The organism is Hoeflea algicola, assembly GCF_026619415.1.
GTDB lineage: Bacteria > Pseudomonadota > Alphaproteobacteria > Rhizobiales > Rhizobiaceae > Hoeflea > Hoeflea algicola.
The window spans coordinates 903,454-915,515 of sequence record NZ_JAOVZR010000001.1 but is presented as its reverse complement, the minus strand read 5'-3'; the positions used below and the strand labels follow the sequence as shown (position 1 = coordinate 915,515).

The 12,062-nt window shown below is 59.1% G+C and carries 16 protein-coding genes; 8 read left to right on the top strand and 8 right to left on the bottom strand.

Annotated elements, in window-relative coordinates; genetic code table 11:
* Positions 1 to 128: 128 nt before the first annotated feature.
* Positions 129 to 374 (bottom strand): zinc-finger domain-containing protein, encoded by a 246-nt coding sequence (locus OEG84_RS04605; protein WP_267652643.1) that lies wholly within the window; start codon positions 372 to 374, stop codon positions 129 to 131.
* Positions 375 to 594: 220 nt separating this feature from the next.
* Between OEG84_RS04605 and OEG84_RS04600 the strand changes: the two genes are divergently transcribed.
* A complete protein-coding gene (locus tag OEG84_RS04600) occupies positions 595 to 1,386 on the top strand; it encodes an alpha/beta fold hydrolase (protein WP_267652642.1) in 792 nt (263 codons plus the stop codon).
* Positions 1,386 to 2,276: an alpha/beta fold hydrolase gene (locus OEG84_RS04595; protein ID WP_267652641.1), complete on the top strand. Its 891-nt coding sequence runs from the start codon at positions 1,386 to 1,388 to the stop codon at positions 2,274 to 2,276. Before OEG84_RS04600 ends, OEG84_RS04595 begins: the two co-directional genes overlap by 1 nt.
* A 16-nt stretch (positions 2,277 to 2,292) precedes the next feature.
* Here OEG84_RS04595 and OEG84_RS04590 read toward each other — a convergent pair whose 3' ends face one another.
* The gene (locus OEG84_RS04590; RefSeq protein ID WP_267652640.1) at positions 2,293 to 3,099 is read right to left on the bottom strand and encodes an enoyl-CoA hydratase-related protein; all 807 of its coding nucleotides are present in this window, start codon (positions 3,097 to 3,099) and stop codon (positions 2,293 to 2,295) included.
* 73 nt (positions 3,100 to 3,172) lie between these two features.
* Here OEG84_RS04590 and cysE point away from each other — a divergent pair, with 73 nt between their 5' ends.
* Both cysE and OEG84_RS04580 read left to right on the top strand, forming a co-directional pair.
* Positions 3,173 to 3,997 carry a serine O-acetyltransferase gene (gene cysE, locus OEG84_RS04585; RefSeq protein WP_267652639.1) on the top strand — a complete coding sequence of 275 codons (825 nt, stop codon included), beginning with the start codon at positions 3,173 to 3,175 and terminating at the stop codon, positions 3,995 to 3,997.
* A gap of 207 nt (positions 3,998 to 4,204) precedes the next feature.
* Positions 4,205 to 4,414 (top strand): DUF3126 family protein, encoded by a 210-nt coding sequence (locus OEG84_RS04580; RefSeq protein WP_267652638.1) that lies wholly within the window; start codon positions 4,205 to 4,207, stop codon positions 4,412 to 4,414.
* Between the two features lie 484 nt (positions 4,415 to 4,898).
* Here the strand turns inward: OEG84_RS04580 and OEG84_RS04575 are convergent, their stop codons facing one another.
* A complete protein-coding gene (locus tag OEG84_RS04575) occupies positions 4,899 to 5,633 on the bottom strand; it encodes a hypothetical protein (protein WP_267652637.1) in 735 nt (244 codons plus the stop codon).
* A gap of 109 nt (positions 5,634 to 5,742) precedes the next feature.
* Here OEG84_RS04575 and OEG84_RS04570 point away from each other — a divergent pair, with 109 nt between their 5' ends.
* Both OEG84_RS04570 and OEG84_RS04565 read left to right on the top strand, forming a co-directional pair.
* Positions 5,743 to 6,078 (top strand): DUF6949 family protein, encoded by a 336-nt coding sequence (locus tag OEG84_RS04570; RefSeq protein WP_267652636.1) that lies wholly within the window; start codon positions 5,743 to 5,745, stop codon positions 6,076 to 6,078.
* 85 nt (positions 6,079 to 6,163) lie between these two features.
* The gene (locus OEG84_RS04565; protein WP_267652635.1) at positions 6,164 to 6,691 is read left to right on the top strand and encodes a gamma carbonic anhydrase family protein; all 528 of its coding nucleotides are present in this window, start codon (positions 6,164 to 6,166) and stop codon (positions 6,689 to 6,691) included.
* A gap of 282 nt (positions 6,692 to 6,973) precedes the next feature.
* Here OEG84_RS04565 and OEG84_RS04560 read toward each other — a convergent pair whose 3' ends face one another.
* From OEG84_RS04560 to OEG84_RS04550, 3 genes are all read right to left on the bottom strand, one after another.
* On the bottom strand, positions 6,974 to 7,585 hold the full coding sequence (locus OEG84_RS04560; RefSeq protein WP_267652634.1) for a transglutaminase-like cysteine peptidase: 612 nt from the start codon (positions 7,583 to 7,585) through the stop codon (positions 6,974 to 6,976).
* A gap of 355 nt (positions 7,586 to 7,940) precedes the next feature.
* Positions 7,941 to 8,546 carry a PilZ domain-containing protein gene (locus tag OEG84_RS04555; protein WP_425602895.1) on the bottom strand — a complete coding sequence of 202 codons (606 nt, stop codon included), beginning with the start codon at positions 8,544 to 8,546 and terminating at the stop codon, positions 7,941 to 7,943.
* Positions 8,547 to 8,625: 79 nt separating this feature from the next.
* Positions 8,626 to 9,255, bottom strand: coding sequence for a PAS domain-containing protein (locus OEG84_RS04550; RefSeq protein ID WP_267652632.1), 630 nt, complete (start codon positions 9,253 to 9,255; stop codon positions 8,626 to 8,628).
* Positions 9,256 to 9,605: 350 nt separating this feature from the next.
* Here OEG84_RS04550 and OEG84_RS04545 point away from each other — a divergent pair, with 350 nt between their 5' ends.
* A complete protein-coding gene (locus tag OEG84_RS04545) occupies positions 9,606 to 10,322 on the top strand; it encodes a rhomboid family intramembrane serine protease (protein WP_267652631.1) in 717 nt (238 codons plus the stop codon).
* 18 nt (positions 10,323 to 10,340) lie between these two features.
* Here OEG84_RS04545 and OEG84_RS04540 read toward each other — a convergent pair whose 3' ends face one another.
* A complete protein-coding gene (locus OEG84_RS04540) occupies positions 10,341 to 10,520 on the bottom strand; it encodes a hypothetical protein (RefSeq protein WP_267652630.1) in 180 nt (59 codons plus the stop codon).
* Here OEG84_RS04540 and OEG84_RS04535 point away from each other — a divergent pair.
* Complete coding sequence (locus tag OEG84_RS04535) at positions 10,519 to 10,947, top strand: CBS domain-containing protein (RefSeq protein ID WP_267652629.1); 429 nt, start codon at positions 10,519 to 10,521, stop codon at positions 10,945 to 10,947. The genes OEG84_RS04540 and OEG84_RS04535 overlap by 2 nt on opposite strands.
* Positions 10,948 to 11,011: 64 nt before the next feature.
* Here the strand turns inward: OEG84_RS04535 and OEG84_RS04530 are convergent, their stop codons facing one another.
* Entirely contained in the window at positions 11,012 to 11,989 is a 978-nt protein-coding gene (locus tag OEG84_RS04530; RefSeq protein ID WP_425602820.1) for a patatin-like phospholipase family protein, read from the bottom strand.
* Positions 11,990 to 12,062 lie beyond the last annotated feature (73 nt).

Genomic DNA, 12,062 nt, shown 5'->3' with positions numbered 1-12,062 from the left:
CTCCCTCCCGGATCGGTCCTGGCGTATTACCCGACAAACCTTGACCGATCAAAAAGGGATTATGTGCGGATATCAACTATCGGCGTCGCTGGCCCACCGGGATTGAAGCGCGGCGCGGCAGGTGTGGCTCAGGCGGCCTGATATTCCCAGGCGCATCCTGCGGGCAGCGTGTCAGCGGCGCCAAGCGACGGGTTGAACTTGTAGAGAGTGGAGCAATAGGGACAGACCTTTTCGTTGTCTGCGCCCATGTCCAGAAATTCATGCGGGTGATCAAATGGCGGGTTGGCGCCCACGCACATGAATTCCTTGACGCCAATCTCAATCGCGGTGTGCCCGGCATCATTCTGGAAATGCGGAATCTTGTGGTCGGCCATGCATCTCTCCGTCGTGGCGAACTTGAATTTGGGCGGACCATATACGCTGGTTTGGCAAATGTGTAGCCGGTATTTGGCCATGTCCGCGCGGAAGCGACCCGTGCGTCGGATTTGCCGTCGCTGTAACCGGCTGGTGTGCGGTCGGTGCGGCAAATCTATTGGTTGAAACATTTGCAAGACAGGTTGATTGCGATAGGGAGATGGCCAAAAGGAGACGCCCATGAATCTGGACCGATTGCAGGCCAACCGCTTTACCTCCGGCGACGTCGAACTTGCCTTTTACGAGGCAGGAAACCCCGAGGGCTTACCGGTGTTGCTGATCCACGGCTTTGCCTCGACAGCGCATGTCAACTGGGTTTTCCCAGGCTGGGTCAAGACCCTTGGCGAGGCCGGCTACCGGGTGATTGCGATCGACAATCGCGGCCATGGCCAGTCGGACAAGCCGCATGACCCGGAAGCTTATCACCCGGAATCGATGGCGGCGGATGCGGCCGGGTTGATCGAGGAACTCAACATCGGGCCTGCCCATGTGATGGGTTATTCGATGGGAGCCCGGATTACCGCCTTCCTGGCGCTGTCGCGCCCTGAGCTGGTGCGCTCGGTAGTGTTCGGCGGTTTGGGTATGGGCATGATCGACGGGGTCGGCGACTGGGATGCGATTGCTGAGGCGCTGTTGGTGGCATCACTTGACGAAGTGAGCGATGAACGCGGACGGATGTTCCGCGCCTTTGCCGACCAGACCAAGAGTGACCGGCTGGCGTTGGCGGCCTGCATCCGCACCTCGCGCACGCTGGTCAATCCCGAAGAAATTGGCAGAGCTGATTTTCCGGCGCTGATCGGCGTCGGGACCCGCGACGATATTGCCGGCTCCGCGCAGGAGTTGGCGAGTTTGATGCGGCGAGCCCGGGCGCTCGATATTCCCAACCGCGACCACATGCTGTCGGTCGGTGACAAGGTGTTCAAGGCCGGAGTGCTTGATTTCCTTGCTCAGGTCGATGCAGGAGAATTTTGATGCAAGACATGAAAAGCCGGATTGAATTCCGCGGATCGTCGGACAATCTGCTGATCGCCGACCGGCATGCGCCGCGCGGCGACGTTCATGGTAATCCGGTAGTGCTATTGCATGGTGGTGGACAGACACGGCACGCCTGGGGCGGCGCAGCGCGGCGAATAGCCGATGCCGGTCATACTGCCTTTACCGTCGATCAGCGTGGCCACGGCGCCAGCGCCTGGCTGGAAAGTAAGGCCTATGCGTTTGATGATTATGCGGCTGACGCGGTTAACCTGTGCCGCGACGTTGCCGAGCGCTGTGGCAAGCCGCCGGTACTGGTGGGTGCATCGCTGGGTGGTATTTCGGGCCTGATGGCGGCGCATCTGGGCGGGCCGGATCTGCTTGCCGGACTGGTGCTGGTCGATATCACGCCGCACATGGATGCTGATGGCGTCAGCCGCATTCAGGGGTTCATGGCCGAGCGGATGCACGACGGGTTTGCGACGCTGGAAGAGGCGGCAGCTGCAATCGCCGCCTATTTGCCAAACCGGCCAAAGCCACGCTCGCTTGAAGGACTGGCCAAGAATCTTCGCCAGGGCGCGGATGGTCGCTACCGCTGGCACTGGGATCCGGCCTTCATCGACGGGCCGCGCTCCATCAGCACCGGTGGCGAGACGGCTCAGCAGCACTTGATCGATGCGGCGCGTCAGCTTTCCATCCCGGTGTTGCTGGTGCGTGGCCAGCAATCGGAACTGGTCACCGAGGAAGCTGTCTTGGCGTTCCGGGAGATGGTGCCGCATGCCGATTTCGTTGATGTTTCAGGCGCCGGGCACATGGTGGCGGGTGACCGCAATGACGCCTTCAACGATGCGGTGTTGGGATTTCTCGACAAGCTTGAAGGCCGGATTTGACTGGCTCTCCGAGCGCTTATTGGCCAGAAAAATCCGGGCGCCGTTTTTGCGTGAACGCGCGGCGCCCCTCGGCGTAATCGACGCTCTCAAATGTCGCATCGGCGAGCCTGGATGCGCTGGCAAAGGCCGCCTCATCGCGGCTGGAATGGGCATTAATGGCAGCTTTGGACGCCCGCACCGACATCGGTGCGGCTTCTGCGATTGCTTCTGCGAGCGCGTTGACCTCGGTATCGAGATCGTCAGGGCGATGGAGTGCCGTCAGGCAGCCCAACGCCTTGGCTTCAAGCGCTGAAAATTCTCGGGTTGAGTAAAGCGCGTAGCGCGCTGCCTGATCGCCGAGTGCGCGAACCAGGTCCTGCACTGCGTCGAGCGGGTAGGCTAGGCCAAGGCGGGCGGCGGGGATTGCAAAACGGGCGGTCTCGTCGGCAATACGGATGTCTGCGGCCGCCGCCAGGCCAAAGCCGCCACCAAAGCAGATGCCGCGCACGGCGGCGATCACCGGAACCGGACACGTGCGAATTGCCGCAAATGCCGCTGAATTTCCGGCTTCATAAACCCGGGCCGTTTCGGCATCCTTGCGCAGCGTGTCAAACTCGCCAATATCGGCGCCGGCGGAAAAGTCGCGATTGCCTGCGCCGTCGATGATGATGACCCGGGCCTGCTTGTCGCGGGTCAGCCAAGCAAATGCAGCGGGCAGGGCGCGCCACATCGCATCGGTCAGGGCATTGCGTTTATCAGCCCGGTTGATGGTCACACGGCCGATGCCGGAATCGGTGACGGCGGCGGTGATCGTGCCGTCCGCAAAGGAAGTTTGTGCGCCCATTGGCTCCACCCATTTGTTTTTTTTGCGTTGTGGCTTATCTTCAGGGTGAAAGCAATCAAGCCCGGAGGCGGCAATGGCAGCGAATTCAGGAGTGCGGACCGACGACGCCGTCAAGACGATCGACCCGATATGGGATTCGATCCGCATGGAAGCCGAACGCTCGGTCGGTCAGGATCCGCTGCTGGCGGCGTTTCTCTATTCGACCATCCTGAACCAGCCTTCGCTTGAGGAGGCGGTGATTCACCGCGTCTGCGAACGGCTTGATCACCCCGATTTGCAGGCCAATCTGCTGCGCCAGACATTTCTGGAAATGTCAGCGGACTGGAAGCAGTGGGGTGCAGTGCTGCGGGTCGACATTCAGGCGGTGTATGACCGCGATCCGGCCTGCGACCGGTTCATCGAACCTGTGCTCTATTTCAAGGGATTTCACGCGATTCAGACCCACCGTCTGGCGCATTGGCTCTGGGGCCAGGGCCGGACCGATCTGGCGTTGTATCTGCAGAGCAGGTCGTCTGAAGTGTTCCAGACCGATATTCATCCGGCCGCGGTGATGGGCAAGGGCATTTTTCTCGATCATGCCACCGGGCTGGTTGTCGGTCGCACCGCCGTTATCGGCGATAATGTGTCGATCCTGCACGGGGTGACGCTGGGCGGGTCCGGCAAGGAGACCGGTGACCGCCATCCCAAGATCCAGGATTGCGTCATGCTCGGCGCCGGCGCCAAGGTGCTGGGTAATATTGAAATCGGTCGCTGCAGCCGCATTGCTGCTGGTTCGGTGGTGCTTCAGGCGATTCCGCCGAATTCGACCGCTGCCGGTGTTCCGGCGCGGGTTGTCGGCACCGCGGGCTGTGATGAACCTTCGCGCGCCATGGACCAGATGCTGAGCGGCAACGCGTGAAACAGCCTTGTTGATGTCGTTCTTACGGAATTGTGGGTACGGCGTGCTCATGCACGCAACCGCGGCCTAGGGGCGGTTGCCGAGCCGCAGATCTGATACAACGCGCCGCTTAACCTTATTATGCCACTCAAAAACTGCGTCACGGGTTTGATTTAGCCGGCCGTCCGTGCCAAAAGCCCGACGAAGCCAATTGCCCAGGAGAGCACTGTGAAACCCGATGAAATCGTCAAGCTGAATGCCTATTTCAAGCGTCTTTTCAACGAGAAAATGGTGATCAAGGCACGGCCCCGCAAGGACGATTCGGCGGAAGTGTATCTTGGCGACGAGTTCCTCGGTATCGTTTTTCGTGACGATGAAGATGGCGATCTCTCCTACAATTTCTCGATGGCTATCCTTGATGTGGATCTCGAGGACTAGGGCCGCTCATCTTGAAATGGAAGCAGTTTGATGGAATGGATTTTCCGCGTCAGTTAGGAAAATACCGCAGCCACGATGCAGCGCATCGTGCGAGGATATTGACGACGCTAGCGTGGAAAAGACTACCAAGCGAGGAGCGCGGCGGTGCTTCCGGCAACCTCAGAGCCAGCGCTGAGAGGTGATCGTGTGAGCTTGTTCTTTCGCGTTTTGGACTACGTCGCGCACGGCTAACGGCGCTGGCGCCGCGTCACCGCACGCTTCTTGCCAGATCATGAAAATTCGACGCTCAAACGGTTCATTTCAAGATGAACGGCTCTAAGTTCTGCCGCGCTCATATGTTTTGATTTGAGCGAGAACATCCCCGTATCAAAGCGCTGCGCCCGGACAGATCGATTCGGGCGCTTGGGCTTGCCGGGTGATATGGGCCTGTGCCTTCCCCGACATGTTTTCCAGGTTCGACGGCTTTGTTTACAGAAAATCAGAATTAGCCGGCCAGTGCTGCCTCGAAACGGGCGCGGACATCGCGTTCAATCTCGCGCCAATGCGGCAGCAGTTCGATGGAGAAGCGGTAAGTCACCGACAATCCATCACCAAGAAAAATATCGCGTTGGCATCCGGTCCGGGTGCTGAAATCAGGCTGTGACTGCGCATCCTCGACGAGGCAGCGCACCGCATAGGGATTGTCCTTAACCGCGTGCTCGACATAGAGCAATTCGTTGGCATAACCGGCCCCGGACCTCAACCGCATCGAATCAAGCCCGTTTGGACCTGCCACTGGATGACCGTCGGTCAGGCGTTGATAGATCGGCGTGAGCCGGCCGGACATGTCTCGCGACATGGTGGCCTGTGCGATCCGTGCGAAGATGAGGTTTTCCGCCGTTTCAGTCTGGTTGAAAATCGCACGGTTGGCTTCGCTGTATCCGGCCATGCCGGGCCAGGCGAAGTAGGTGTCGACGACGTCCTGGACGCCGGATACTCGCTGGCTTTCAAAACGGATCACATTTGCCGGCAGATTAAGCACGTCGTTACCGATGACGATCTCGCGCAGGCTTTGATCCAGGGTGTTGCCGGCCAAAGCGATGCTGCCACCGACCATTCTGCCGGTTATGGCGATTGCCAAAGTGACCGCGCACAGCAGCCCGACGATGGCGGTGACCTTCCAGACAAACCGCGGTGAAAGCAGCGGTGCGTGTTCAATGGCTTGATCGGTGTCGGACATTGGTCGCCCATGGATTGGTGAACATGTGCCAGAATGAGACGCCGCGCCGCGGCACGGCGCTTGCATCTGCTTGGTGTAATCGCAACTGTGACCCGGATATGGTTAACCAATGATGTATATTTTCGACATCCTCACCGCGCTGTTCGCCATGGCGACCGGATTTGCCACCTCATGGATTGGGCTGGAGCTTGCGCGGCTGTGCGGCTGGCGCGAACCGGTGAGCGCCAACGGCCCGGCTAGTCCCGTGCGAATCGGTGCGGAAATGACATTGACGGCGGTGGTTGGCCCCTGGTTGCTGTTGATCAACGGGTTTCACAACTGGCGCAGCGGCGTGGTCTCTCTGCCGCTTTATACTGTGCTCGCGCTTGTCGCTGTCGGTTGGTCGATGTGTTCAGGTGTCGTCGTGCTTCAGGCGGCGTTTGCGAGCGGCTATTTTCTGGCCTAGACACGGGGCTTAAGCATTTTCGGTTGGCTGTGCTCGTAACCGGCTGAGTGAAAATCGGGAAATGTTCTCACGGAGAGAGAAAACGATGGCGATTTACAGTCTCGATGGCAAACAGCCGGTCTTGCCGGAGGGGTTTTATTTCATAGCGGAAAACGCCCAGGTAATCGGTAACGTGAATGTGGGTGAGGGCGCCGGGATCTGGTTTGGCGCCGTGCTGCGTGGCGACAATGAATCCATAACCGTAGGCACCGGGTCAAACGTCCAGGAAAATTGCGTGTTGCACACCGATATGGGGTTTCCGCTGCAGATCGGCGCGGGCTGCACCATCGGGCATTCGGCCATCCTGCATGGCTGCACCATTGGCGACAACAGCCTGGTCGGTATGGGAGCGACTGTGCTCAACGGCGCCAGGATCGGCAAGAACTGCCTGATTGGCGCCGGTGCGTTGGTGACCGAAGGCAAGGAGATCCCAGACAATTCTCTTGTGGTCGGAGCGCCAGCCCGTGTCGTCAGGACACTGGATGGCGAGGCTGAGGATATGCTGAAACTGTCCGCATGCCACTATGTTGAAAACGCCCGGCGATTTGCCGATGACCTCAAGCGCATCGATTAGAATCAAAGGAGCCGACCCCAGGGGACTTTGGGGTCGGCTCAAGGGCTTGGCCGTTGCGGGGAAGCATGGGGACTCGACCAAGGCCCATCTGATGAAGCGGCGTGCGCGATATCCACACAGCCACCGCTCCGTATTCTCTAAACGAAACATCCTGCATCGCCTGGGCCACGTATTGGCTTTCGGCTGATGCTGGCGCCAACCGCTCAGGGGTGTGTCCCCGGTGCGACTGGCGTTGTCATGATTGTCCGGTCGGCCCCGCGCCGTTTCATCCGGATCACGAAATCAGTATTTGACGGTACCCACGCTGGTGGTCGAACCCGGCCCGAGCTTGGTCCAGCGCCCGGCATGAAGCGGCGACTGTCGCTTGACAAATGTGTAGCCGCTCTCCGACCAGAGCCGAACATCACCGCGCAGATTGTCGAGAATGTAATCGCCGTAGTCGGTTCGCACGGTCAGTACAGCGTGGCCTTCGCCACTGGGCTGCAGCACCACCGTTATCAACAGATCGGATGGCGAAAAGCCCTCCTTGATCAGGATGAGTCGCTTGAGCAGTACATAATCCTCGCAATCGCCGACGGTGCGCGGATAGGACCACAGTTCCTCGACACCATTGATATTGAGGTCGGTATCGGGCTGGATCGCCTGGTTAACGCGTGCGTTGACTTCGAGCAATTGCGCCCAGCGGGTGCGTGTCAGGGTCAATGGACCCGGATCATTGCCGAGCGACTTGCAATCGTTCGGATAGCGCTTGCAGAATTCGAAATGGCCGATTGGCGGATTGGTTTCGCCTGCCGATACCAGATTGGCAGGGGCCGCGACGGCGGCCGTGGAAAAGGTGATTGCCAAGCCAAAGGCCGCGACAAAATTCCCCAGAACATGAATGCGTCTGTTCATTGCTATAACTCCCCGTTACAGGGAGACAATGGCAGTCGTAGCTTGCGATCGCCCAAAAATACATAGTAAAAACAAGTACTAATTAAAATATAATGTGACTTAAATCAAATTAAAACAAGTATAAAATAAATCTAAAAGTCCGAATATTGGGGTTACGATTGAGCAACCATAAACGCGGGCGGCAGAAACGGCAACGGTGGCCAAGTCGCGCTGAGTCAGGTCGAAACGGGTTGGTGGATATGGCCGGGGAACTGGTGGGCGGGTGATGTAGCCTACATTCGCCATGCCGGACTTAAGACACAAAAAAGCCGGCTGGGAGCAGCCGGCTTGATCAGATCAGACTGAAAGAATCGCGTCAGGACATCTGGTCGATGATTTCGTTTGGTTGAATGGTGGTGAACTCCATGGCGATTCCTTCCTGGAAATGACGCACTACGCGACCGCGCATGTTGCCGAGAACGACCATTGTGCCGAAGGCTGGGCGGACATCGATTTCCACCGCGGCGCCAGAGACGGAAAGGTCGATGATGCGGCACGGATAGCGGCGACCGTCGTCTAGCTTGATCTCCGCAGCCGCCTGACTGGGGGCAACGCGCTCGTGACGGCGGTCTTCGGGAAGGCTGAGTTCGTGCTTGTTGGCAAGCCATGTCAATTGTGCGGACAGCTTGTCGCGCTTGCGATCAGTGGCGTTGAGCGTGATCGTGAAAGTGCGATGCCCGGTTGCAGATACCTTGCCTTCGATCCGACCGAGATAATCAAGATAGGCGACAATGCGCTCACCGATTTCCGGCTTCGTGCTGCAGGATAGAACGGCATCGAAGGGCGACATGGTGTCGATGATACAATCGTGTTCAGAATGATCGGCACGCATGAAGCGGCCCTGAACCGATACGGTAACGCTGCTGTACTGCCGCTCGTCGGCAGTGCCTGTTGGGGTCGATGCAGGTGTAACGTTCAACATGCTGATCTTGTCGCTTCCAATGGAAATATAACGCCATCCTATGCCTTCCATTGTTAACAAGGTGTAAGCACGATGCATTTCAATCGCGCCGACCGCCTTCAAGCACGATCAGATGGGCGACCCGGCGGCGGTTTTCCGCATGTGCGGCACGGAATCCGGACCCCTGCGCAGGCGGCAATTTGATCTCCGGCCGGTTGCCTAGAAACAGTGGCTCGCGGGTTTGATCGAGGAAACGGATTCCGGTGGTGGAAAATCCTGCCAACGGGTCGTGGCCGATCCAGTAGGGCGGTTCGAACACTGATACCAGGCCAATCAGCCTATCGTGTTCACCGGTGGGGCCGGTGATTGGCAGCAGCAGCATTTCCGCGTGAACCACATGACCACCCTGGCTCAAGCCATCCAGCGACAGCACCGAAGGCGTGGCGCCGGTGGCGACGGCAGCGCCGGTGCGTCCCGCATTGCGGACGCCGTCGGTGAGCCACAGCGCGGCGAAGGGCGTTGCCTTGAGTTCCTTGGCATAGAGCGCGCAGACAGCGGTGCCGGCAAGGCGGAACGACAGGCTGTCCTTTCCTGCAAGGTCACAAATGAACACATGCGGAAGCAGGCCACGGATGTCGGCAGGTTCAATGTCGGTTCGGCTGGGGGCTGCACGGCCGGCGCATTTGGAAATCCAGTAGTCAAAGAGTTCGAGGCTTTTCTTGTGTCTCATGTCGGTCCCCGCCATGGGTGTTGCGTGTCCCGGTTTGCGTGCCAGTTGTTGCGCCATTTCGGCACAATTCGGCCCGCCAGTCGGGTGCTGACATTTACGAAGCGAGAACCATGCCAACGCCGCGCCGTTAAGGTTAACAAGGTGTTTCGATTGCGGTTGCCCCATGGCCGTGGCACGTTTGGGCACAGCTTCATGAAGGGAATGTCCTTCAGCACAATTTGGACGAGGGGCTCGACCAGCCGTTCGCACATTGCGAGCGGCTTTTTTTTGGCTTGCGGGTGGTTGCCAGTGTCATGCGCCGGCTCTACTCATCGCACAGCGTGAGCATGCGCCAACGAGGATATGCCTTGATGACGAATTCAGCCCCCGAGATGAGAACGCCACCGCCGCCAGCCCGGCAACCGATATTCAACATGCCCAATGTGGTTTTGGCGATGTTGCTGGTGATGGTAGCGATCCAGGTGGGGCTCGACAGCCTGCTGCCGCGCAATGCGATGCTTGAGCTGGTTTTGCAAACCGCGTTCATTCCGGCGCGCTATGCGACAGATGCTGCAGGGCAGGGCGGCGCCTATTACTGGTCGCCGATTACCTATTCGCTGCTGCATGGTGGCTACACTCACCTTGCGCTGAACGGTTTCTGGCTTGCTGCCTTCGGGACGGTGGTCGCCCGCCGGATCGGCTGGGTTCGCTTCCTGGTTTTCTGGCTGTTGAGCGCAATCGCATCGGCGGCGTTGTTTCTTGCCTTCCATTGGGGCGACCAGACCATCATGATCGGTGCATCCGGTGTGGTATCGGCATTGATGGGGGCTGCTTCGCGATTTGCTTTCGGCGATCATGGTTTTCGGCGCGACAGGGCCCACCTCAATCCGCGGCGCACAATCGTGCAGTCGCTGGCTAACCGCACGGTGGTTGTCTTCCTGGTGGTGTGGTTCGGCATCAACCTGTTGGCGGCGGTCGGATTTTCCTTTGGTCTTGCCGATTCGGCGATTGCCTGGGAAGCCCATGTGGGCGGCTTCCTGTTCGGCTTTCTCGGCTTTGCGCTTTTTGACCCGGTGGCTGACGCCTGAACCGGCATTACGCTTTCATTACAATACTTTGCAGCCGGTGATCGCGGCGTTTGCGCCGTCGCGATCCCGGAACAGGCCATCTTTCTGCGTCAAATCGCAGGGTTGCAAACACCAGTGTTCCAGCGCACGATGATGCATGCATGTCACGTCTGTTTCGGGGGTGGCATGACCGGCAATCTTGCGGAAGGAGGACTGCATGACTGTTAAGCAAATACTCGATCAGAAGGGTCGCAACGTCATTACCGTGAGCCCATCAATGGGCACACAGGATGCGGTACGGTTCCTGTCAGATAACAAGATCGGTGCCGTCGTTGTTACCGGTCCCGGCGGCAAGATCGCCGGCATCCTCTCGGAGCGCGATATCGTACGGGCAGTCGCCACCAGGGGCGCCGACTCACTGACAGCGCCGATATCCCAGATCATGACCTCGAAAGTGACCACCTGCGGCGAAAGCCATTCAATCAACCAGGTGATGGAACTGATGACCAATGGCCGGTTCCGGCATTTGCCGGTGGAAGAAGACGGCAAATTGATCGGCATCATTTCGATCGGCGACGTGGTACGGCGGCGCATCGAGGACGTCGAGCGCGAGGCTGAGGAAATCAAGGCCTATATCGCCGGTTAAGGGTAGCTACCCTGGTTGCAGCAGTTTCTGATGATTTTGCCTGACGGCTGGTTGAGCCCGGTTGTCAGACCGGTGACAGGGCTGTCTGCATGCGGGTGATTTCGCCCAGCTTGGCAGAGGCTTCCTGGTAGCCGCGGTCGATGGCTTCGCTGGCGCGGTGGAATTCCGACAGGCCGATATCCGACAGTTTGGGATGCAGCGACAGGTCTGGCGGATCACCCGCAAGCCGGGCCCGGGAAATCCGGTCCTGAATGATGTTGAAGGCCTGAACCATGACGTTGGTGACGCCGAGACGGTCTTCACGGGCCTTCTTGCGGTTTTCGGCACGGCTTTGCGGCGCCGGCGGCTCGCTGGCGGTGTGCTTAATAACTGCCGAGCGGCCATAAAGATCGTAATGCAGGTTGACCGCGACGACGAGCGGCTGCTCGTGGGCGCGGCAGACCGAAACCGGTACCGGGTTAACCAGTGCACCATCGAGAAGCGTGCGGTTGCCGCAGCGCACCGGCTCGAAAATGCCCGGCAACGCATAGGAGGCGCGAATGCCGGTGATCAGCGATCCTGCCGAGATCCAGACTTCATGACCGGTGTTGAGTTCGGAGGCGACAGCAACGAACGGGCGGTCGAGATCCTCGATGTTGACGCCGACAAGATGCTCCTGCATCCGGTCATTGAGCCGCATGCCGCCAAACAGGCCGCCGCCGCCGATGGCGAAATCCAGCAGGCCGGCGATACGCCGCATGGTCAGGCTGCGGGCGAAGGCTTCAAGTTCATCAAGCCTGCCGGCCAGATAGCAACCGCCAACCAGCGCACCGATCGACGTGCCGGCGATCATCGAAACCTCGATGCCTGCTTCATCAAGCGCGCGCAGCACGCCGATATGCGCCCATCCGCGCGCAGCTCCGCCGCCAAGTGCCAAGGCGATGCGGGGTTTCTGCGGAATTGTCTGGTGCATATCGTTAATAAGTCTGGGCGGTGTGGAGACAGGCCCGGATGGGGCCACCATGGAGGGCTCGATGGTTCGATTCATGTTCCAGTTCAGCATCCTCGTCATCCTTCCGACCGAACACTCTCCCGTTTAACGAATGAGACCAGTATTCGGTTTCAAATTCATGAAG